The sequence below is a fragment of the Bradyrhizobium sp. AZCC 2289 genome, assembly GCF_036924615.1.
Classification (GTDB): Bacteria; Pseudomonadota; Alphaproteobacteria; order Rhizobiales; family Xanthobacteraceae; genus Bradyrhizobium.
The window spans coordinates 5,332,456-5,357,757 of record NZ_JAZHRY010000001.1; the positions used below are offsets into that span (position 1 = coordinate 5,332,456).

At 57.8% G+C, this 25,302-nt stretch carries 5 protein-coding genes; 2 read left to right on the top strand and 3 right to left on the bottom strand.

The features are described 5' to 3' along the window. Positions 1–30: 30 nt before the first annotated feature. Positions 31–18,234 (top strand): Ig-like domain-containing protein, encoded by an 18,204-nt coding sequence (locus V1289_RS25320; RefSeq protein ID WP_334407672.1) that lies wholly within the window; start codon positions 31–33, stop codon positions 18,232–18,234. A gap of 28 nt (positions 18,235–18,262) precedes the next feature. Here V1289_RS25320 and V1289_RS25325 read toward each other — a convergent pair whose 3' ends face one another. From V1289_RS25325 to V1289_RS25335, 3 genes are read right to left on the bottom strand one after another with little or no spacing between them, the layout of a single operon-like run. After that, positions 18,263–20,302, bottom strand: coding sequence for a preprotein translocase subunit SecA (locus V1289_RS25325; RefSeq protein ID WP_334407673.1), 2,040 nt, complete (start codon positions 20,300–20,302; stop codon positions 18,263–18,265). Continuing rightward, positions 20,254–22,398, bottom strand: a complete 2,145-nt coding sequence (locus tag V1289_RS25330) for a peptidase M50 (protein ID WP_334399786.1) — start codon at positions 22,396–22,398, stop codon at positions 20,254–20,256. The genes V1289_RS25325 and V1289_RS25330 overlap by 49 nt, the downstream gene beginning before the upstream one ends. 7 nt (positions 22,399–22,405) lie before the next feature. Further along, positions 22,406–24,088, bottom strand: a complete 1,683-nt coding sequence (locus V1289_RS25335; protein WP_334399788.1) for an HlyD family efflux transporter periplasmic adaptor subunit — start codon at positions 24,086–24,088, stop codon at positions 22,406–22,408. Between the two features lie 336 nt (positions 24,089–24,424). Here V1289_RS25335 and V1289_RS25340 point away from each other — a divergent pair, with 336 nt between their 5' ends. Continuing rightward, the gene (locus V1289_RS25340; RefSeq protein ID WP_334407674.1) at positions 24,425–25,255 is read left to right on the top strand and encodes an efflux RND transporter periplasmic adaptor subunit; all 831 of its coding nucleotides are present in this window, start codon (positions 24,425–24,427) and stop codon (positions 25,253–25,255) included. Positions 25,256–25,302: the final 47 nt, after the last annotated feature.

Below are 25,302 nucleotides of genomic sequence, written 5' to 3' on the forward strand. Positions count from 1 at the left end.
AGTGAAATTAAAGTTCAAGGCTTGCTGTCGGTGTTGGCGACAGGGATTCTCTATGGACCTGCCGGCAACCAGGTCATCAGCGCCGGCAATCTAGTCTCGTTTTTTGCACAGATCGAAAAATGGTATGGCGACCAGCCCGGTCAGATCGGTGCCATTGATCATATTGACAGACGGCTCGGACGGCTCGGCGAACTTGATATTCCGGTCCCGGCGCTGGCCCAGTATTCGACTTACGATCTTCAGCTCTCGCATCCGACCTACCTTGAAAACTTCAATATCTACGTGCCCTGGATTCCATTTGAAAAACGGGGTGCCGGGGGTGGCACAGTTACGCTGCCCGAGTTCGGGTCGCAGGCCGCGTCTACCGGAACCGCGTTGGATTTTTCCAATTTCTTCCAGAAGGCTAGCTCAATCGGAGACCTTGCGTCGATTACAGGGCCGCAAGGTTTTGGATCGGCCCAATATCTGCCCGCCGGCCAGGCGTTGCCCTACACAATTAATTTTGCAAATCCCCCGACCTCGCAGACCAATCCGGGTGAGATCCGGATCGTCACAAAACTCGACGCGGGACTTGATCCCTACACATTCAGGCTCGGCGATCTGACGATTGGCGACGTCAGCGTTCATATCCCAAGCGGCCGGGCTTTGTTTCAGGGCGATTTTGATTTCACCCAGAGCAAAGGCTTCATTCTACGCGTTTCGGCGGGGATCGACACCAAGGCGAATACTGCGACCTGGCTGTTGCAGGCGATCGATCCGAAGACTGGGGAAGTGATTCAGGATCCGAGCCTCGGATTGCTGGCGCCGAACAATGCGCGCGGTGCAGGTTTGGGGTCCGTCAGCTATAGCATTCTACCGCTTTCCAGTCTTCCGACGGGAACCACGATCAGCGCTCAGGCCCGCGTGCTCTTTAATACCATGGCACCGCAAGACACCGCGACATTGATACAAACACTGGACGGTTCGGCTCCGGTCACCGCCTTGAGCGCGATTCTCATTCAGGGGACCAGCGATTATAGCGTCAAATGGACCGCCACCGACGATTCCGGTGGTTCAGGCGTAGCGCACGTCACGGTATATGTTTCCGAGGACGGAGGCGACTACGCGATCTGGCTTCGTCAATCAACCGAAACGTCGGGCATCTATCAGGGCCAGGTCGGTCACACCTACCAATTCCTCGCTCTTGCGACCGACAATGCTGGCAATACCGAAAAGCCGCCGCCGACGGTCTTCGCCCCGAATGACGGGTCGCAAGTAAACCTCGGCAACGTTCTCAATGTCGGGCAGAGCACGCCGCAAGATACCACGCCGCCGCCTGCACCCACGCCGTCGACTAATCCGTTATTTATCACCGCGCAGCAAGCGGTTCCCGCCCCGATCCCGCTCGCTAAGGCGTCGGAGTTCGGTACCGTCATTCAGCCTTTCAGCGCCCAATCGTTTGCGACGGGAATTCCGCTAAGCGAGGCCGACATTGGACCGCTTGCGATCGTGGTCACTCCAGACGGTGGCATCCTTGCCAGTGGCGGTGCCAATCGCGGTTCGCTCTATAAATTTGGTCACGATGGCGGTACGGCCGGTACGCCGTTGGCGACCCTCGATCAACCGATCTTCAGTATGGCGTTCGACAAGAATGGACAGCTCTGGGCCACGACCGGGGGCGGGCCTCTCGTGCTGCTTGATGCGCAAACCGGGCAGATCAAAGCGAGCTTCGGCGATAGCATCACGCAGGCGCTGGCGGTCGATCCAGGCACGGGATTGATTTATGTTTCATCCGGCAATGGCATCGAGATTTTCGATCCGGTCAAGCATACCTTCAAGCACTTTAGCGATACCCGCGTCGACGATCTTGCTTTCTCCGCCGAAGGCGAACTCTGGGGGACCAGCTGGCCTACGCGCGGCGACATTCTTAAGTTCAACGACAAGGGACGCGGTCAACTCATGGTCCACCTCGATAGCGAGGTGGACTCAATCGCGTTTGGTCAGCCGGGCACGAAGTTGGACGGCATCCTCTTTGTATCGAATAACTCTGGAAGCGATGCAAACGGCAGCGAGTTGATCGGAATCGATACCGCAACTCTTCAACAGGTCGTCATTGCGCTCAAGGGAACCCGGGGTGAAACCCTAGAGACCACCTCGGACGGCCGCCTTTTTGTGGCGCAATCGCATCAGATCGATGTGGTCAGCCCGATCGTCTCGCCGCATGTAGCGTTCGTGAATCCACCTAACGGTGCGATCGCGCCGCTGCCGTTGACGCAAATTGCGATCACCTTTGATCACGATATGCTCGCCGGCGACGGGACCGATGCCGCTTCCGTCGTGAATCTTGCCAATTATGCCCTGACCAAATCGACTGGCGAGGCCGTCACGCTTACAGTTGCGCAATATGACGCGGCGACGCGGAAGGTCACGCTAGGCTTCGATACGATCGATGCAGCGGCGTACTCCCTGACGATCTACCACTCGGTGAAGAGTCTTGAAAACGTCCAGTTGGATCAAGACTTCACAACCAATTTCGTCGCGGTCTCCGATCTTTCAGCGCTTGTTAGCATCGTGTTCAATGACGTGCGCTCAAGCCGCGCAGATGGAACGGTGTCCTACGACGTCACAGTGACGAACATCAGCGACAACGATATCGACGCGCCCGTCACCTTGGTGCTGGATCCAGGCCAATACTTCCAGGGTCAGCCGACCGGAGCGTCAACGTTGTCAAGCGAGGGTTGGTGGCTCATCGATCTGGGCGTCGGTCTTGCGGGAGGCGTGCTCAAGCCGGGTCAATCGACCACCGGGCAGACGATTACCGTCACCAATCCGCTCGGACAACATTTGTCGATCGGCAACAGCATCTTTGCCATGCCGACGCCTACGCAGGCGCCGGTCTTCGATTCGTCGCCGATTACCGCCGCTACCGCAGATCAGACTTATCAATACCTGATTGCGGCGCACGATCCAAACGGCTTCCCGCTTACTTATGTGCTGCTGGACGCACCGAAGGGCATGGTCCTCGACCAGAGTTCGGCGGTGCTGAGCTGGACACCGACCGCTCTGAGTCCTGCTCAGGCGAACGTCATTCTACGCGTCTACGACAATCGCGGCGCGTCGGCGTCGCAGGCCTTCGCGATCGATGTCGTTGGAGGGAATCAGGCGCCGATCGTGCAAGATCTTCCCGCGCAGGTGAGCACGCCTGAGGGCACGACGTTTACAATCTCGCTGGTTGCGACCGATCCGGACGGCGACGCTCTGCAATATTTTGCCAATCATCTACCGCCGGGCGCGCTATTGGATCCCGAAACCAACCAGCTCATTTGGACGCCGGGACCGAGTTCGGCCGGCACCTACCAGAACGTAACTCTTGGGGTGACCGACGGGGTCAACACGGTCACCAAGAGCTTTACCCTCGAAGTGACACCGGTTAATCAAAGCCCGGTTCTGACTCCGGTGCCCGACCGCACGATCCGAGAAGGCGACCCGGTCCGCATTCAGTTAGTCGCGCACGATCCTGAAGGCGACGCGCTGACGTTCTCGAGCCCCCTGCTGCCGCCGGGCGCGTTCCTCGATCCAAATACCGGCGCGTTCGAATGGACCCCGAGCTTCACGCAGGCGGGGATCTATACGATTCCATTCCATGTCAGCGATGGCACCAGCGATACGCCAATCACGACGACCTTCACCGTGCTGAATGCCAACAGCGCCCCGATCTTCGACCAGCTAGGGCCGTACCCCACGCTCGAGAATCAGGGAATTACGTTCCGCGCGTTTGCGTTCGATCCCGATAATCCCGGTTTCGTGCCCCAGGATCGCTTAAGCAACGGTCAACTGACCCAGCTTGACGGCACCAATCCCACGGTCACATACAGCGTCAGCGGCCTTCCAGACGGCGCAAGCTTTGATCCCATCACTTCCGTGTTCAAATGGACGCCGACCTTTGACCAGGCCGGATCCTATTTCGTTCATTTCACCGCGACCGACGATGGCAATGGATTAGCGCCCGCGACATCGACATTGGATGTCTCGATCAATGTCGCCAATGTGAATCGACCGCCGCTCGTTCCAGCCTTGACCAACCAGGCCGTCGATCTGGGTCAGGTTCTCACGATCCCGATTACACTGGCAGATCCGGATCAGGATCCTTTGGCGTTCACGGCGCTGCTCAGCCGCCAGTCGACCAACGGGATCGGTGCCGTCGACACCACGCCGGTCGTCCTCGGGGCAACCTCCGGCTTCGCCACGGTTACGCAAAATCCCGACGGCACGTATGCCTTGCGGTTCGCGCCCGGCGACGGGGATGGCGGCAACTACGCCATCATGCTGCAGGCAGCCGACAATGGCGATGGCGGCGGAGCCGCTGCGGTTCTGACCACACAGACGAGCTTCATCCTCTCGGTCCCATTAGGTAACGAGCGGCCGATTCTTAATTCCATTGGCGACAAGGTCGCGCTGGTTGGTCAGCCCCTGAGCTTCACCATCCAGGCGCACGATCCGACTCAGGACGCACTTACCTTTACAGCCGATAACTTGCCGGCCGGCATGACAATCACGCCGTTGCCGACTTATGGGGCGGCCCGGATCGATTGGACGCCCTCGGCTGCCGACATGGGCGGCCATGCGATCACGTTGCATGTGACCGATCCAACCAATGGTGGTACCGACGCGCAGCTCGTCAACATTGTGGTCCGCACCAGCAATCAGGCGCCGGTGCTGTTGCCAGTCGGGGATCAGACGCTGACCGAGGGGCAGCTGTTTACGCTCCAACTCAAAGCGATCGATCCCGACGGTGATCCGATCACCTTCGCAGCCGCAAATCTGCCGACCGGATCGAGCCTCGATGCCAAGACCGGCCTGTTCAAGTGGACACCAAATTTCCTCGCCGCGGGCGATTACGCCGGCATTGTTTTCACGGCGTCCGATGGCAACAAGTCGAGCGCGGAAACGGTCACGCTTCACGTCCAGAACGTCGATCGTTCTCCCGTGCTTGACCCGATGGCGCTGCAGGCCGGTCGCGAAGGCGCGGAAATGACATTCACGGTGCTGGCAGGCGACCCCGATCAGGATCCGGTTCTATTCTCGCTGCTCTCGCCATTGCCGGCCGGCGCATTGTTCAATCGAACCACCGGTGTGGTTGACTGGACACCCAACTACGACCAGGCGGGTCAATACACGCTTCGCTTCGGGGTGACCGATCCCTATGGCTTGCAGGCTGCGCTCGATGTAAGCGTCTCGATTGCCAATACCGACCGTGCGCCGACGCTTGCGCCCTCGAACCATCAAGTCGTCCTTGGCCAGTCCCTGTCATTCAACCTCAATGGCGCCGATCCCGACAAGACCGATACCCTGGCCTACACGGCCAAGGGATTGCCCGACGGCGCGACGCTTGATTCTCAAACCGGCCAGATTCAATGGACGCCGGGTCCGGGTCAGGCCGGCGATTATCTGGTGCTGGCGACCGTGTCCGACGGCCAATTGTCCGCGCTGGCGCCAACGGTGATCCGCGCGACGACGTCGCCACAACTGCCAAGCATCGTTATCGTGCAAACCCCGAGCTTCCCGCTGGTGCCAGGCCAGGACGTGTTGCTGCATGTGGCGGCGACCGGCTTTGCCGAAATCACGAGCCTCAGCGTCACCGTGGATGGCAAACCTGTCGTGCTTGATGCGCAAGGACGAGCACATATCACCGCCGGCCAGCCGGGCAAGATCACCATCGTTGCTCAGGCGACCGACGCCGACGGCTTGGTTGGAACCAGCACCGCTCAACTCAAGGTGCGCCATCCCAATGACCTGGTGGCCCCGGTCGTCGGTTTTGGCAATAATGTTCTTGGAACGCGAGTTACCCAGGCCACCGACATTCTGGGTAAGGTGAGCGATACCAATCTCGACAGTTGGACGCTTGAAATTGCGCAGTACGGCTCCAGCAGCTTCACGACAATTGCACAGGGCGCAAATGCTTTTGACAGTGGCGCGCTGATCCGTCTTGATCCAGCGCTCTATAGCAACGGGTTCTACACACTCCGCTTGACGGCCGCGGACGTGGCCGGCCGCACCGCGCAGACGCAAACGCAGATCGAAATCGATAGCCAAGCCAAGACTGGATCGTATAGCCGAACCGACACAGATCTGACGGCAATGCTGGACGGTCACCAGGTCGCTATTGCGCGTCAATACGATTCTCTGCAAAGCGGCAACGCTGGTAGCTTCGGCTACGGCTGGCGGCTTGCGCTGAGCGACACCAATGTTCAAAGCGACGTTGTCCTGACCGGCCGTGAGGATCTCGGCGATTTCAGTCCCTTCGCCGAAGGGACCCGGGTCTACGTGACGCTGCCAACCGGGGAACGAGTTGGGTTCACGTTTGAACCCGTGAAGCACCAGATTCCAGGGCTCATTTACTACACGCCCGCCTTCGTCGCGGATCCCGGCGTAACGTGGACGCTGGACTCCGCGGCAACCCAGCTAACAAGAGTGGGCAACCGCTTCTACGACCTGCAGACCGGCGCTCCCTACAACCCGGCCGGCCGCGACACCAGCGCGCAATACACACTGACTTCGCCGGATGGCACCTCTTATGAGATCGATGCCAGTCTCGGCGTCAGCGCGATCGTATTCACCGATGGCGTCCGCCTGATCGTGGCAGAAAGCGGCATTTATGCGCCTAACGGCGATGCGATCTCATTCGTTGGCGGATCCAACGGAATCACCAAGGTTATTGGGCCTGATGGCGATCAGGTCGTCTATCTCTACGATGCCCAGGGCAACCTGACGCTGGCGCGCGACCTGGTCAGCGGTGCATCGAGCCGATACGGCTACAATGAGGCGCACCGCCTGACGCTTGTCGCAGGTCAAATCGGACAGCCGGGGACGAGCATCGATCCGCAGACGGGCGTTGCGGCACCGGTCACGGCTGATCTCGGCAGCGCCACAGGCTATGTTGAGAATTCCTATTCCGGCACACTTGCTGCCGGAGCCACCGACCAATTGAGCTTCAGCGTACGGCCGTCCGAAATCGCGGGCACGGCGAGCGGTTCGATCTATCTTGGCGTGGTCGTCACCGCGGACGGCGGCGGATTGGCACCCGGTATCCCCGTGCTGCAGGGCGCAACGCTCGTTGCAAGCCAGGCAGGCGGAAATAGCGCATTCGGGCTTTATAAAGTCGATCGCTCCGGCCTTGAGCTGCTACGGATCACCGGTGCTAATGGTCAAACTGCGGGCGCTTACAAGCTTCAGCTGTTTGTCGCCGGTGACGTCAACCATGATGGCAAGGTGGACGGCATCGATGCGGCGCTTGCCTTTGCGGCCAAGGGCAGCACTGCCGGAGAAGCCAGCTATCTTTTGGGCGCGGACGCCAATCGTGACGGCAAAATCAATTCGACCGACACGCAACTTCTATTCCAGGACCTCGGTTACCAGGCCAACCAGGCGCCGATTGCAAGGAACGGCTCCACGGCAACGCACGAAGATCTGGCAACCCAGGTTGGCGTCCAGCAATACATCTCCGACCCTGAAGGCGCCCCGACTTTCTACCGCATCATCGGTTCGACAAATGGTATCGCAAAGCTCAGCAGCGACGGGCAGGGCGTGGTGTTCACGCCGACTCCGGGCTTCATCGGACAGGCGAGTTTCGAAATCGTCGCCGATGATGGCTATGCGGTTTCGGCTACAGCCACCATCACCGTCAATGTGAGCAACGCGGCTCTAATTCGCATTAACCTCCCCGATGTTGGTCCGCTTACGACGGGGGATACGCAGCGGCTGCAGATCACAGGCGACTTCACCGACGCGACAGGCGTCGCGGTCCCGCTCTCCTATCTCAATTTGACTTCGACGAACCCGACTACTGTCTCGGTCAATTCGAACGGGACCTTGAGGGCATTGAGTTCCGGAAATTCAATCATCATTGTCTCTTCGCATGGAATTTCGGCGGTGAAAGCTGTCATAGTGAGTCCCCCGGATCCCACAGGGGAGGGCGATCCGGTCACTCCGACGCCGCTTATTGCTTATCCCGGAGCGTTAACACTGCTCAGCAATGGCGGACAAAGACAACTTGATGTTGCGACGGAGGACGGCATCGATGTCACGACGTCGGATAATGGAACGCGGTATTTTACCAGCAATCCAAACATCATAACCGTTTCCTCAGACGGCTTTGTCACGGGTCTTGCATCTGGTGTGGCAACAATCAGCGTGATCTACAATGGCTCGCAATCAGATATTCCGATCCGGGTTGAGAACCCGAGCTTTGGACCGACGCTCATTGGCGATCAGGGCGGAGTAGTCCAGGGAGCGGACGGATCGCAGGTCGCGGTCGGCCCTGGGGTGCTGCCCAGCCCGACCACGGTCGATATCGAGCCGCTGACGCAATCTGCGCTTCCCATGGGCGTTCCGACTGGTCTGTCCTTTCTCGATGGCTTCACGCTTAATGTCGGCGACAGTTTGTTGTCTCAACCGGTGCAGCTTGCGGTTCCAGTTCCCAGTGGTACACCGGTGGGTACGACCGTTTACTTCTTTCGACTAGCGCAGCTTCCGGATGCGACTGGAACTGAGCAGCCGCTCTGGCTTCTGACCGAAACCGGCACAGTGAGAGCGGATGGTTTGGCTCACACCAACTCGCCGCCGTATCCGGGAGTAACGAAGACGGGAAGCTATCTCGTCGTCGTCGGACAGTCTGATAGCTTGCTTTCGCTAACACCGGACGCAACATTTCCTGCAATATTAGCCAGCGTTCAGAATCCGGTCGCGAACTACGGCGTGATGCTTGGGCCGTTCCCGATGCAGATGCCCATCTTAGCGGGCCCGGAAATTCTCGTCATCAACACCTACAGCTTGGGCTCTATCAGTACGACCACAACGCCCATATTCGTCGGACCGGGAGTGAATAAATCCCAGATCCACATCGACACGCCAGCGCCGACTGGTGACAAAGTTACTCCGGTAATCAAGTCGGCAACCGTCACGTTTCTCAATGGAACCGACCCCCAGCTTGTGATCGACGGGAGCCAATTTGGAGCCGAACAAAACGATATCGTCGTGCGATATCAAATGGGTTCCCAACAACCCGTAGATCGCACACCGACTCTGAGCGGTACTCAATTGACCGTCACCGTTCCGCAGTCGATTGTGTTGGGGTTGGCCGACATCACAGTTGTCAGGAAAGTCGGCGTATTCAACATAGGCGGCAACCTAATCGGCGAAGTAGAGTTTGAAAGCAAATCGGTCACAGTCAACCCCCAGCCGAATTTGACATTCAACATCGTGCGACCTTCTCAAAACGGCGCCCCTACACTGCTCGACGTATACAGTTCGGATAGGCAGACCATTTTGCAGGAAATCCCGCTCGTGAGCGGCCCGCTGGCTAGTTCGGAAAATCCGATTGCGCTGACGGTCGACCAAACGCGTGCCTACGTTGCCCTGGCTACCGGCGGAATTGCGGTCATTGACACCGTCGCTATGCGCGTGACCGAAATTTTGATCCGGGTGGACCAGAAACAGAGTGATGGATCTCTCATCAGTTCTGTTCCGCTGCCGTTCTTCAGCTCGCTTATCACTTCCGGCGACTTCCTTTATGCGGGGGGTGTAGTTCCGTCTATCTACGCCATCAACATTAATCCAAAATCGCCTGATTACCATCGGGCCTTTGCTATTCCGATCCCCCTCGACATTGCGCCGCATGGCGTTCTCGATATGGCTGTCAACGCCGACGGAACGAAGCTCTACGCCACTGTTCCGGAGACGGAGCTTTACGGTGGTTATTTCAGCGGCGAGCGGAAGAACGGGCACATCGTTGTAGTCAATATTGACCCTGCCGACGAACCGTCGAACCCTTCGGTCAGCAATCCAGATAAATGGAACCAGATCATCAAGACGCTCGATACTGGCCTACAGCCGGACCATATCGTAGCGACTGGGGATCCGAACCGGATGGCCTTCACCAATTTCCTTGATGTCGATCGCGGGTTTGCGACGATACAGGTGAACAACGCAACGCCTCTTGCTTTCGACGCTACGGTGAAAAACGCCGCGGCTATGCTGACTCTCGGTACTAGCACTCAGTTCTTCGATCTCAACATTCGCAACGCACGCGATGTCGTCGTGCTGCCGGACCAGAGCTACGCTTTCGTCAGCGATTGGCGCCTGCCGAACTTTAATACGACGCTTGACGCAATCGATCAGACGCGCGGGGTTGGAGCAAAGATCGGAATTATCAAGGATCCGTTCGGGCTTCGTCTCAGTTTAACGCCACCGACCCTAGTCGGCGTCACTATGCCGATCGACCAAGGCTACGCCAATCAGCTGAGCCTTTCTGCAGATGGGAAATACTTGTTCGCAAATTTCAAGGGCATTCAGCAGGTCAAGGTTTTCGATGTCACGGCGATGCTTAATATTGTCAATTCTCAGCCAGCAAATGTTTTGGCTCATCTACCGCTTGAACAGATTGTTACCCCTCTGATCAGCCCGGACGTCCCTTCTGCGATCGCGTCGAGCGCTGGATTTGTTGTTGCTCCCGCGCTTGCTACGGTTATTGACACTTCAATACACAATCTTGGCGACGTCACTTTGGTGAATTTCGCAACGCTGGCCCGTCAGGCTTTAGAGGTCACCGATTCGATCATCTCTGTTTCACCGGAATCATTCCTGGGAGATGAAACAATCCTTGCCGGATATCTCAATGCTAATACCGAGCAGCGCTTCTATTTCCCTGGCACCGATGGAAGCCAGCGCTACGGTTTCTCCTATTACGTTATGCCGGACATTACGAGAGCGGACCTTGACAAGATTAGGTCCAATCAAGCCCTCGGCGAGCAAAGCGGAACCGTCCTGTATACCGTAGTCTACAAATCCCAGGACGGAACGATTGGAACCAAACACCTGCTGCTGAAAATGCGATTTGCCGACGGCATGACCGCATTTAGCATCGATCCTAAACTATCAGTCGCGGATGGCATGACGCGAGCTCAGGCATTAAATTGGTACGAAGTAGCGCAGCGTTTAAAATATCTTGGGTACCCCGCGTGGGGCGGGACTAACGAAAAAGTTCAGACAGACACACCCACGCATTTAGCGTTATCGCAAGGGGGCTTTGATTTTCCGATTAGTGCGCCCAACGAGTTTTTTGCTACGTTTATTTCTGGTCAAACCGGCACTTTGCGCCAAACCAACGATATTCATATTGGGCAAAACGTCGCGCAAGCCGACCCCTTAGTAGTGGAGGCATTAAAGCTTTTCGAGGCAGCAGTGTATCCAGTGAGTTCCAGCGTCTACGTCCCAACGCCATACAAAACAGTTGGTACAAGTACAAATGCCCCCTTCGCTATCTCACCGGGTGCCCCTTTATCAAGTTCTTATCCCAAAGACGCACTCGCTTGGATAGGTAGCACGAGTGCTCCGCACTGGTTTGATTTTCAAACAGCGTTGGGCAACACGAGCGGTAACAAGTTCTCTTTGGCAATGAATGATCAAGAGTGGTACGGCACGAGCTGGACATTTGCCGCGCTTGCAACGATTGCGAAAAATATCCCCAACCTTCCAGTGTCCGGCCTTCAAGTGACAGGAGTATCCAATTTCTATGGCGGTGTTTTAGCTGAGCATCAAGAGCATCGGAATGGAATGGATGTTGACATAAGGATATTCGACAAAAATGTTCAAAATGAATTAATAGCGGATAATGCCTTGGGAAATAGCAACTCGGTATTGCCGCTTGCGCCAATAAGTGATGTTACATCGGCGCAGCGGATAACTTATTGGCGGGGTCAATTAAGACCTGAAGAGACAGCGGTCCTTGACCAGATAGTTGCAATCGTAAATGCACTTCCCGGCGGCACGGTTGGCCCGGCCGCGCCGGACATGCCTTCCATAATTGGAATCGGACTACGATATCAAAGGCTCATAAAAGCGTTGAAGGATATTTATAATGGTCAACTTGTCGTGTTTTACGATGGCCCGCAGGATCCCTCCATTACGGGTGGATTTAGCAATATTCACCTTGTCATAAAGCCTCCGCCTAACGTTCCAACAATCCCGCAAGATGCGGCTACAGACGAAAGTACTACGCAAACCGGCTTGACCCAGCCAGCGAGCGTTGTTCCAAGCACATCGAGCGAGGCCGTTTGGCAGAGTGCCTTTAGCGATTGGTCATCTAGATGGCCTGGGGCGGCAGCTGAGTTTGGGTCGGGCAGGCCGAATCTGCAATTTACGAATCTCTTGGGCATCACCCTTGGTGAAACCGAATTATTTGGTCAGATCGTTACGCTCGACCAGAATGCCGCCGGCTATGGTTGGTTTGTCGACGCCACACCCGTCTCCAATGAGGAATTCCTACCGACCAGCGATCCAAATGTGTTCGTGGCGCCGCCAGGCTCGCCTGCCTACGGCAGGATGGATTTGCTTACCGTCGAATTGCACGAACTTGGGCACGTGTTGGGACTCGGAGAGGCTGACTCGTCAACTGCGCCGAACGATCTGATGGCGCAATTTCTGCCGACAGGTGTGCGCCGGCTGCCTTCGGCCCTCGACTTGCAAATGCTGACCGCCGCACTTTTCTCGGGATCAACGCCTCGAAGTGCCGTATTGAATCAAGACGCACCGCTTTCACTAGATCTGGCACCAACCAACTCCAATATTATCAACGGAGATTTTGCGGTGTCGGACCCGTCCGCCACCAACTTCGGCTGGACCCTTCTTGGCGGCGCGACGGTTCAGAGCGGCGCACTCGTACTCGATGAGTCATCGAACTCCGCGACCCGAACTTATGAAGACTTCATCGTATCGACGGACGCGCATTCTCTGAGCTTTACATTGACGGGCCTCAACTTCGGACCCAGTGGCGATGGTCCTCCGGATGCTTTCGAGATGGCCCTCCTCGGCAATGATGCGCAGTCGCCGATCGGAGCAATAGGGCTGTCCAATACAGATGCCGCGTTTAGCCTTCAGAGCGATGGCAGCGTCTTCATGTCATCAAAGGTGCGCATCATCAATGGAACGGCGAACTTGGTGGCGGGCGCACCCGTGACCATTAGTGTCGATTTGAGTGGCATTACCGCAGGAGCGCCACTGCGACTCTATTTCGACCTAATTGGCGCTGGGCCTACAAGTAGCGAAGTCCGGATAGAAAACGTTCAATTAAATGGTGCGACCAGCAATACGTCACCGGTTGCGGCCAACGTCACTGGCGCAGTGCTGGAGCACGGTCCGGCCACGGTGGTGACGGCGTCCTACACCGATCCGGATCTGGGCGACACACATTCGTTCGGCATCGACACCACCGGCACCAAGGGCAAGGTTACCAACAACGGCGACGGTACCTTTAGCTACGATCCGAACGGGATGTTTAAGAGCCTAAAGGCGGGCGCCAGCACAACCGACACATTTAGCTACACGGTGACGGATGGCTCGAATGTAGGCTCGACCGCGACGGTGACCATCACCATCACCGGCCAGAACGATGCGCCGGTGGCGGCCAACGTCAACGGGTCGGTGCTGGAGCATGGCCCGACCACGGTGGTGACGGCGTCCTACACCGATCCGGATCTCGGCGACACACATTCGTTCGGCATCGACACCACCGGCACCAAGGGCAAGGTCACCAACGACGGCGACGGCACCTTCACCTACGACCCGAACGGGATGTTTGAGAGCCTGAAGGCGGGCGCCAGTACAATCGACACATTTAGCTACACGGTCACGGATGGCTCGAATGTAGGCTCGACCGCGACGGTGACCATCACCATCACCGGCCAGAACGATGCGCCGGTGGCGGCCAACGTCAACGGGTCGGTGCTGGAGCATGGCCCGACCACGGTGGTGACGGCGTCCTACACCGATCCGGATCTTGGCGACACACATTCGTTCGGCATCGATACCACCGGCACCAAGGGCAAGGTCACCAATAACGGCGACGGCACGTTTACATACGACCCGAACGGGGCGTTTGAGAGCCTGAAGGCGGGCGCCAGCACAACCGACACATTCAGCTATACGGTTACGGACGGCTCGAATGCCGGCTCGACCGCGATGGTGACCATCACCATCACCGGCCAGAACGATGCGCCGGTTGCGGCCAACGTCATTGGCGCAGTGCTGGAGCATGGCCCGGCGACGACGGTGACGGCGTCCTACACCGATCCGGATCTTGGCGACACACATTCGTTTGGCATCGATACCACCGGCACCAAGGGCAAGGTCACCAATAACGGCGACGGTACCTTCAGCTACGACCCGAATGGGATGTTTGAGAGCCTGAAGGCGGGCGCCAGCACCACCGACACATTCAGCTACACGGTCACGGATGGCTCGAATGCCGGCTCGACCGCGACGGTGACCATCACCATTACCGGCCAGAACGATGCGCCGGTTGCGGCCAACGTCAACGGGTCAGTTTTGGAGCATGGCCCGGCGACGGTGGTGACGGCGTCCTACACCGATCCAGATCTGGGCGACACACATTCGTTCGGCATCGACACCACCGGCACCAAGGGCAAGGTCACCAATAATGGCGATGGCACCTTCACCTACGACCCGAACGGGGCGTTTGAGAGCCTGACCGCCGGCCAGACTACGACCGACAGCTTCCTTTACACGGTCACGGATGGCTCGAGTGCCGGCTCGACCGCGACGGTGACCATCACGGTGACCGGCCAGGACGGCGCGGAGAACACGGCGCCGGCTGCGGCCAACGTCAACGGGTCAGTTTTGGAGCACGGTCCGGCCACGGTGGTGACGGCGTCCTACACCGATCCGGATCTGGGCGACACACATTCGTTCGGCATCGACACCACCGGCACCAAGGGCAAGGTTACCAACAACGGCGACGGTACCTTTAGCTACGATCCGAACGGGATGTTTAAGAGCCTAAAGGCGGGCGCCAGCACAACCGACACATTTAGCTACACGGTGACGGATGGCTCGAATGTAGGCTCGACCGCGACGGTGACCATCACCATCACCGGCCAGAACGATGCGCCGGTGGCGGCCAACGTCAACGGGTCGGTGCTGGAGCATGGCCCGACCACGGTGGTGACGGCGTCCTACACCGATCCGGATCTCGGCGACACACATTCGTTCGGCATCGACACCACCGGCACCAAGGGCAAGGTCACCAACGACGGCGACGGCACCTTCACCTACGACCCGAACGGGATGTTTGAGAGCCTGAAGGCGGGCGCCAGTACAATCGACACATTTAGCTACACGGTCACGGATGGCTCGAATGTAGGCTCGACCGCGACGGTGACCATCACCATCACCGGCCAGAACGATGCGCCGGTGGCGGCCAACGTCAACGGGTCGGTGCTGGAGCATGGCCCGACCACGGTGGTGACGGCGTCCTACACCGATCCGGATCTTGGCGACACACATTCGTTCGGCATCGATACCACCGGCACCAAGGGCAAGGTCACCAATAACGGCGACGGCACGTTTACATACGACCCGAACGGGGCGTTTGAGAGCCTGAAGGCGGGCGCCAGCACAACCGACACATTCAGCTATACGGTTACGGACGGCTCGAATGCCGGCTCGACCGCGATGGTGACCATCACCATCACCGGCCAGAACGATGCGCCGGTTGCGGCCAACGTCATTGGCGCAGTGCTGGAGCATGGCCCGGCGACGACGGTGACGGCGTCCTACACCGATCCGGATCTTGGCGACACACATTCGTTTGGCATCGATACCACCGGCACCAAGGGCAAGGTCACCAATAACGGCGACGGTACCTTCAGCTACGACCCGAATGGGATGTTTGAGAGCCTGAAGGCGGGCGCCAGCACCACCGACACATTCAGCTACACGGTCACGGATGGCTCGAATGCCGGCTCGACCGCGACGGTGACCATCACCATTACCGGCCAGAACGATGCGCCGGTTGCGGCCAACGTCAACGGGTCAGTTTTGGAGCATGGCCCGGCGACGGTGGTGACGGCGTCCTACACCGATCCAGATCTGGGCGACACACATTCGTTCGGCATCGACACCACCGGCACCAAGGGCAAGGTCACCAATAATGGCGATGGCACCTTCACCTACGACCCGAACGGGGCGTTTACGAGCCTGAAGGCCGGCGCCAGCACGAGCGACACGTTCAGCTATACGGTCACGGATGGCTCGAACGCCGGCTCGACCGCGACGGTCACGATCACCATCACCGGCCAGAACGATGCGCCGGTTGCGGTTAACGTCAGCGGTGCGGTGCTGGAGCATGGCCCGGCGACGACGGTGACCGCCTCCTATACCGATCCGGATGTCGGCGACACGCATAGCTTCGGAATCGATACCACCGGCACCAAAGGCAAGGTCACCGACAACGGCAATGGCACCTTCACCTATGACCCGAACGGGGCGTTCTTGTCGCTTCCAGCGGGTACGTCTGGAATTGATACGTTCAAATACACTGTGATCGACGCTGCGGGAGCATCCTCGACCGCCACCGCAACGATCACAATCGTCGGACAAAACGATGCTCCTATAGCGCGAAACGATGCCTATTCCACGACCTCAGCTACGCTGTTGTCTGTTCCCGCGGCGAGCGGAGTGCTCAACAATGACGCTGATCCCGACGGCAATGCGCTAACGGCGGTTCTGGTTTCAACAACCAGCCATGGCACCCTTGCGCTCAAGCCGGATGGCTCATTCACCTACACGTCAGCGGCGGGATTTGTCGGTACCGATACCTTCACTTATCAGGCCGGCGATGGTTCCGTGAACAGCAACACGGCAACCGTCCAACTTCAGATTTCGGCTCCGCCGAATTCGGGCCCGCCATCCCAGATAGTGAAAGGAACACCGAAGAACGACAACCTCTACGCCTATCCGACGGGCAGCACCTACTTCACTGCCGAAGCCGGCGACGACATACTGCACGGCGGCCCCGGTAACGATTGGCTCAACGCCGGGCCCGGCAATGACCAGATTTGGGGCGGAGCGGGTGCCGACTTGTTCCTGATCTATGGCAGCGATGTCGGCAAGTCGGATACCGATCGGATCAACGATCTGAATTTCGCGGAAGGAGACAAAATCGTTCTCGCTCGCTTCGATTCGGGGACGTTTGGTGTTCCGACAGCGAGTACCAAAACCGCTCTGCCGTATGGCCTGGATGTAAATGGATTGGGCACGGCCTATGTTGCGATCGGCTCGATCGGCGACCTCGTGATCGTGGGCAGCAGTTCGTCGCACGTTCAGGTCAGCAAATCCGGTTCAAACGATCTGGCAATTTCGATTACCCAAACTAATCACGTCGAAACGCTGCAGCTGGCGAACATGTATTCAGCTTATATTGCGGCGGGCGGCCACATTGCCGGCGCGACGACAACGTCGCAGTCCAGCGTAAGCCAAAGCGCTGCGGTGACGACCAATGCCGCGACGCAAGTTGCTTCGCGCTTACCGGGGGTCCCCAATGGGCAGGCTGCCTTCAGCTCGCCAAGCCCATCGGCCAGCGCAACGCAGGTCAGTCAACCCTCAACAAGCTCGTATAATACGCAGCCGACCAGCACCACGAGCCTGAACGCAACGTTCTCGAGTTCGGGCGGGGTTAAATCGATTGCGTTCGCGTTGAACTACGATCCCGAAATTGTGACAGTCATCGGAGCCGAGCCGGGAGTCGACTTACCAGCGTCCGCGCAGTTGACATTCAGCACAGTTCAGGATGGGCAAACAGCCGAGGCACGCATCGTCATTACCTCCGATGAGTCGTTGCCAGGCGGTTCAATCGACTTGGTGTCGCTCAAATTTAAGAACCCGATCGATGACGGCAGCCCAGCCGGACTGCTCGGGCTGGTTGTGAAGGATGTCAACAATGCGACCGGCGTGGCTCCCGGGAAGCAAAGCGAGTTGAAACTCGAGATTCCGCGCAGCGGAACCGCAGTCGCACAGGAATTGATCGAACAAGGGGCTGCCGAAAGCTGGCGGATCGATTTCTCAGCCGACGCGCTCGAGCAAAATCCGAATGCGAGAATTCGCTTGCCGATCGCGACCAAAAACATCGTCGATGCGGAGATAACGGCGGACGAAGATGTACTTGCTGGCTTGATCGAGATCACTGATTCCGGCGATGCCGTGCCAATCAACAATGTCCGGATTACGATCCCCGAGACTGAAAGGGCTAAGCCCGCTCTGACATCGCTCGCGTCGACCAAAGATCAGCGCTGGGCACTCAGTTTTGGCCCGGGCGAGCGCGAGGCGAATGAGCCTGCTACGAAGCTGCGCATTCCTCTGTCGATCCATGCCAAGCAAGGCATTAGTGCGCATCCGAATCGCTGACGCCGCTCAGGCCAGGCTGAGCGAACTTTCATTCGGGTTTGGCGAAGGCGAGCGCCTTGTCGCGCTGATCTTGGTTCCGAAGGGTCTGCCGTCTCGTTCGCGAGTGGAGCCGCTGCGCACGGCTTTGCGCTTGCCACCGGACCACCCCCACCAAATGCCGGGGAAGCGGTGCATCATCATTGGCCAACGAGCGGCTGACGAAGTTTTTCAGCCTTCGAGCAAACATGCATATCAGCTCATCCTCAAGTGACGCGATTACCTCGTAGGTCCCGGGATCGCCCTGACGTCCACCACGACCGATCAGTTGCCGGTCGATTCGCGCGGCCTCATGAAATTCCGTAAGGATAACGTGGAGGCCACCGAGTGCGGCGACACCAGAACCCAACTTAATGTCCGTTCCTCGCCCGGCCATATTGGTGGCGACCGTGACACGCCCCGGTTCGCCAGCCTGCGCGATGATGGCGGCTTCATCGCGATCATGATGCGCATTAAGCACGACATGCTCAATGTGCTCGGCGGCCAGCATTCCGGACAACAACTCTGAGGTGGCGATGGAACGGGTCCCGATCAGAATCGGTCGTTGCAACCTTTGATGGTACACTACCGTTTCGACCACGGCCCTCCATTTCTGCTTAGCTGTTGGAAAAAGCCGGATGCCTCGCGAAGTTCGAAGACTGGGTCGGTTGGTCGGGATGCGTGCGACCGGCGTGCCGTAAACAACCCGAAGTTCAGGGGCAACCTCCGCGAGCGTTCCCGACATGCCAGAAAGATGAATGTATCGCCGAAAGAACCGCTGATAGGTAATGCTGGCCTGGGTTTGGTGGCGATGCGTGATCTCGCATTGCTCCTTGGCCTCGATGATTTGATGCAGCCCGTGCTGCCACGAACGGCCCTCGGCAATGCGCCCGGTGAACTCATCGATGATTTGGATCTTGCCGTCCAGGACCACGTACTGTTGATCACGTTGGTAGAGGTGCAAAGCGCTCAAGGCGTGGGTTACGAGATCCTCGCGGGCTGCGCGAGCCCGCCAAATCCCGCCAAATCCATCAACCAGCCGCTTCAATTTTGTTAAGCCCGGAGGTGTGATTTTGACGCTGCGGTCATTTGATGAAATGACGAAATCAGTAACGGGTTGCAGCTGGCGGGCAAAATTCAATGCGCTCGAATACATCGCAGTTTGGTCGGGATCGCTTTCAATCCCCGATATGATAAGAGGTGTCCGGGCTTCATCGATCAGGATGCTGTCGGCTTCGTCAACTATCGCAAACCAAAGTCCTCTTAGCAGCAGCGGTGGTGTCGTTTCGCCGGCGCTGAGTTGGCCAATCACTTTGTGCGCGTAACTGCGGTGAGAACCAAGGGCCAGCCCGTCGCGGAGGTAGTCAAATGCGAGTTCCTTGTTGACCGCATAGGCCACGTCGCAGGCATAGGCCGCGCGCCGCGTCGCCGCGTCCTGGCCGTGCTGGATCACTCCGACGGTTAGACCGAGCACCTCATAAACGGGCCTCAGCTCTTCGGCATCACGGGCCGCGAGATAATCGTTAACGGTGATCACGTGGACCGGTTTGCCGGCAAGCGCAGCGGTGGCCGCGGCGAGGGCGCCGGTCAGGGTTTTGCCCTCTCCAGTTTCCATCTCGATGAACCGGCCTTCCAGCAAGGCCATGGCACCCAAGAGCTGAACCCGATGGGGACGCAGCTTCGACTTCCGCCATATCGCCTCGCTGACAAGAGCTAGGCCTTGTGCCGTCAAATCCGGGCGAAAGCCGTGGCGTAGCAAGGGCCCGCGCATTTGTTGGGCGGCGTGGGTGAGATCCTCATCGCTTGAGGTGGCAAACAAAGGCGCATAGTCATCGACGAGGGACGCCTGGGACGAAAGCCTTGCGGCGTGGCGCTCGAACTTGGAAGAAACGCGTGCAAACAGCTGCGTGAGCGCGAGATCCAGGGAGTTCAGCTTTTCGTCACCTCGTTCCGGGTAGGGGCTACGCCCGCTCGGAACGTTGGTTTTGCGGAACGCCATCGCGATCAGGTTTCGAAACGCGACAGGAACAACTGACGAAGCCGCCGATGCCACTGCCAAGCCAGCGGTTCGCGGCCATGATCAAAGCGAACTAGCACGCGGCTGCCGAAATTCGCGTTGGCTGCTTCCGGTGCCAGCTCCAGATCAAACTGAAATGTCCGCTGCAGCGTCTTCATCTGACCTCGGTCACGAGGATCGACCACAAACCGGCCGCCGCCAGTTTCGGTAAACGCCTGGCTCGGAAGCCGATCGGAGGCAGAGGGGACCTCGCGTAGAAGCGCGGCATGATAGGTTTCGGAAGACCGATGGGTTAATCGGACCGCGACATCGACTAACTTGTTTCGAACGAGGTCGATGTCGTCTTGCGCGACCACCACCCGGGCGATCCGCGACTGCTGGAACAGGACGTATCCCAGGACTTCGCCACGCTTAGCATAGCGGCCTGGCAGATCCTGAGCAGCCGGCGCAAGAAAAACGCCGTCAAACCCGCTGCGGATGCGTAAGGCGTCGCTGCGCTCCACAGCGCGAGCCAGATTGGTTTCCTTGAGAGTGACTTCCTGCCGGGTGATATCGGCCTGAACACGATCCGTGAATTGCTCAGATACCAATCTTTGTCGCAACCCGGCCAATTGCGACTTCAGGACGCGCAACTGGACGGCAAGATCTGGTTCTTCGGCTTCGACCAACAAATCGCCGGTAAATACATGGGCGCTAGGCTGCATGGAAATCTGCTTCACGAACCCGGTGTCGGCCGCCCGGACGTAGCTTTCTTCGGGCAGCCAGATGACCCCCTCGGCAACAGTATGAAGTGGAACGGGCACAAGAAATAGACCCGAAATAATGAGGGCGCTGCCGCCAAACGTGATCGAAGCCGCCCGCAGCCGATGCCTTTCTGTCCGCGGGCTGGTCAGGACATATTTCAGGGCTTTCCAGATCGGCAGTGCGAGGAACATCGCAATTCCCCAAATCGCGATCAAAACGCCGATCACGAAGAAGCTTGAGGCGACGAAAATGGAAATCCCGAACAGTACGAACCCGCGATATGCAAATGCCAACGGCGCATAGGCAAACAGCCATAACCGCTCGCCGGGTTGAACCATGGGCGGATCGTGATCATTGCCGAACAGATATCGTTCAACCAACCAACCCCAATAACGCGTCGAACGCGATGCCAGATTCGGCATTTCCGCGAGATCACAAAGAATGTAGTAACCGTCGAAGCGGAGCAGCGGATTGGCATTGAAGACAACAGTGGAAATTCCCGCAATCAGCATGACCTGAAAGGCGATGGAGCGGACCAGACCGGGCTCGACGAGCAGCCACAAGAAAGTCGCCAGCGCCGCAATGAACAGCTCGGTGAGCATCCCGGCCGCGCCAACCAGCGCTCGCTTCCATTTGCTTCGAAAAGCGATAGACGCCGAAGCATCGACATAAGGTATCGGCGCGAACACAAGGAACATCACGCCTAATTCGTGGACCTCCCCTCCGGCCGTCTTGGTTGCATATGCGTGCCCAAGTTCATGAAAGAGCTTCAGGATAGGAAACACCAACGCGGCCAGCACAAGGCTTTCCACGGCGAATACGCGATCCGCAATATTGTCAGTCAAGTCGCCCCAGTGCATCGCAACCAAGACCAGTGCAGGGATGGTCGCAAAAAGCCATATTGCCGCGCCCAACTTCGTGAAGATGAAACGAATCAACGGTTCGGAAAGCTCGAGAAAATGATCGGGATCCCACCCCGGCAACTTTATCGCGAGTGGATTTCCCAGACTGCTCCGCCGGCGGGCTTTGCTATGCTTGGAAAAGCGCTCCGTCATCTCAACCGGATTGGGCGCGATGTCGGTCTGCAACAGATCCATGCCGTGGAGTTGGGACAGCAGCCGAACCACCTCTCCCTGCGTTGGCGCATCGTCGCCGAGTTGTTCGACGACGTAGGTCCATATTTCATGAACGGTTCGGTAGCCGTTCATTTGCCCGAGCAGAAGATAAACGGCCGGGGTAAAGCGATGAACGCGACCGGAAGCGGTGTCCTCCGCAACGTACCAGGAAGCACCCCGATATCTGTGGCGATGGACATTAAGATGGCACCGCAGGCTGGGCTTCAGGCCGCTGATTCGGTGCCAAGAGCTGTCGAGAAATGTCTCTTTCATCGATAACCTATAGCGACCATTTCCAAAGTGTGATCCGCATCCAGTCGACCAGTGAACGCGTCCAGATTGCAATCAACGAGCGTCGGTCAATGGTGATTTTCCCAATACCTTCCATTCCCGGTCGCAGTTGAAGCTGTGCTCCCTGCACGTCAGCTTCAACCCGGAAATAGTTGCGGCCTTCTGCCGCCGTCGCGATCGGTGTGATTTTCTTCACGCTAACCGGAAGCGACTGCGTTGAAAGTCCGGTTAGAACGAGGATGCCGGATTGGCCTTCGGCCAGATGAGCAATGTCACGTTCATCAACTTGCAAAATGACACGGAACGATTCCAGAGGAGCTATCTCGAAGAGGACTTTGCCCTTTTCAATGGGAGAGCCGAGCATTTGACTAAGATCGCCGGAAACCACTACCCCTTGAAAGGGAGCGGCGATTGCCGACCGAGTAAGCTTGTCTTCAATCAGTGACAGCTGAGCTTGGGATTGTTCCAGCGCCGCTGATACGACCAGCGCCGCAGATCGATCATGTTTTGCCATAGCGTCGCTATATTTGAGCAGCTGCTGGTCATATTCGCTCTTCCAGCGAGCCGCCTCCAACTTGAGTTCGCGGCCGTCGAGGCTGGCCATGATCTGACCTTCTGCGACGATGTCGCCAGCACGAATGGGTGCGGTTGCAATGTAGCCATCAAAAGGCGCCACCGTGGCGCGCTGAACGGCGCCTTCCACCACGGCCTTGGCCGAGATACGAAAATCCGCTTGGGCAAAGGCCAAATAGGCCACAATCGCAGCAACAGCAACAGCAGCGATCTTCAGCGCCGGATGCCGAGGGCCGAATAGAGCCTCAACGCCCGAGCTCACGGCATGAACGGCTCGCCCGGTGATCAGCCTATCAGCCTCGGATTTGGTATGAAGCTCCGGTCCAACCAAAGCTGCGACCGCTTCAAGAAGTTCTATCGTCTGATTGTCAAAGGCATCGCCGCGATCACGTTCGAGCAGCACCACCCCGATGCATTGGTTCCCTTGGGTCATCACAACGGACGCCAGTGCCCTGGCGCCGGTGCGTTTGGCAAGGTCTTCATGTGCTAGTGCGATACGCCGTTCGGTCCTCGGGCAAGCAGGTACCGCCACGGAGGCATTTTGATCGGCTGCTTCCTCCATGGCGTTTTCAATGGCGGCAACGATATGGCTCCGCTCGTTGAATACTGCAGAGTGAGAAATCGCCGACAGACGAATATTTTGGCCATTCCAAAAGCCAATGCTGACACGATTACAGTTTAATCGGCTGGCAAGCTCGTTTGCGACGGACAAGGTCGAGGGACGAAACGAACTGTGTTCGTGAGCTTCCACCAGTACCTGAACTGCGAAATTGGTCCGGGTCAAGTTAACCGCGTCTTGCTCAATCTGTTGTCGTCCAAACAGCACCTCAAGCCAGCCAGTGCCCCACTGCAGCTGGCGAATTACCACTGCAATATCCGTTGTGGCTCGGACCACATCGATGATTACTACGCCCTTGATGCGCCCAGCCAACTGGATGGGTTGGCTAACGTGTATGGTTTTTCCCGCAGCGGGCTGATTTACAAAGCTTGTCCGTCGCGAGAGAGCTTGTTCTGCGGCTTCGGTGAGGTAGGCGAGATCGCGGCGAGCATCGGGCCATACCGCTGCTGTCGAAAAGTGCCCGTCGCCATCATCCAGCAACAATAGTCCGACTACCGCACCGGAGATCATTCCGCATTGAAGACCTAGCCAAGCGCGACAGAATTCGGCGGCATCCCGGGCCCCTGAGAGCGAGTCCCATAAGCCCGAATCTAACTTCGAATTGGCCGCCAATGGGCCAACCTGGGGCTCAACAATTTGCTCGGATGCTGCCAAGGACCTACCACTAGACAATTGTTATATTTGATGAAATTCTAATATTATATTGCTGGAATTCTAGTTTCATTCGAAGGCAGGATCAATCCTGATTACGAGAAAATTGCATCAAACGGTGCTGGCTGGGGGTGAAAGATGCCTAAGTTGCTGCATTGCACGCGGATGCGACAGCTGAGGGCCAGCTCTATTGCCTTGCTCAGTTGCGTTTTCGTCATCGTTAACGCGGGCACCTGTTTGAGCGAGGGGCGTGCCTTTGATTGCCTTTTGGAGCCCCGATTGAAAATCAAACTCGCAACCCCGGTCGCTGGCGTATTAAAGGACGTGCCGGTCGATCGCGGTAGCATTATTCACAAGGGGGACCTTCTAGCGCAGCTCGAATCTGGTGTCGAAAAAGCCCAGCTCGACCTGGCCGAAGCGAGGGCAGAGAGCGACGCGGGCGTGAAATCGCGCGAGGCGCGGGTTCTGTTCTTGACGAAAAAGCGCGAGCGCACTCGCACGCTCAGCGAGAAAAGCATCGCGACCGCGGCGACAATGGAGGAAGTTGAATCCGACTTTGCGGTTGCGGGCCAAGAGCTCCGGGAAGCGCAATCCAATTTAAGAATCGCAGGTCTCGATGTTGCGCGGGCTTCTGAGGTTCTGAGGCAACGAACTATTATAAGTCCGATCGACGGCGTTGTTGCCGAGCGCAGCCTGGTCGGAGGCGAGTACGCTTACGAACAGGCGCCTATCATGACAATCGCGCAGATCGATCCGCTGAACGTCGAGGTTTTCGTTCCGATAGCGCTTTATGACATCGTCAAAATTGGGATGAAAGCAATTGTCGCCGGGGAGCAGCCGGTGGGAGGCCGATACACTGCGACGGTGGAACTGATCGATCCGGTGATTGACTCACGAAGTGGTACGTTCGGGATACGCTTGCTGCTTCCAAATCCCAACAACAAAATACCGGCTGGGTTGCGATGCAAGGTCGAGTTTCCTGTGGCCGTGCAGTAGTTCTGATTTCAGCCTTTACGCATCTGGAAAGTTGAGCAAAATAACAT

Bases quoted from the DNA above. Each gene is read 5' to 3' on its own strand.
- V1289_RS25330 (WP_334399786.1), bottom strand. From the start codon at position 22,398: ATGAAAGAGACATTTCTCGACAGCTCTTGGCACCGAATCAGCGGCCTG.
- V1289_RS25340 (WP_334407674.1), top strand. From the start codon at position 24,425: ATGCGACAGCTGAGGGCCAGCTCTATTGCCTTGCTCAGTTGCGTTTTC.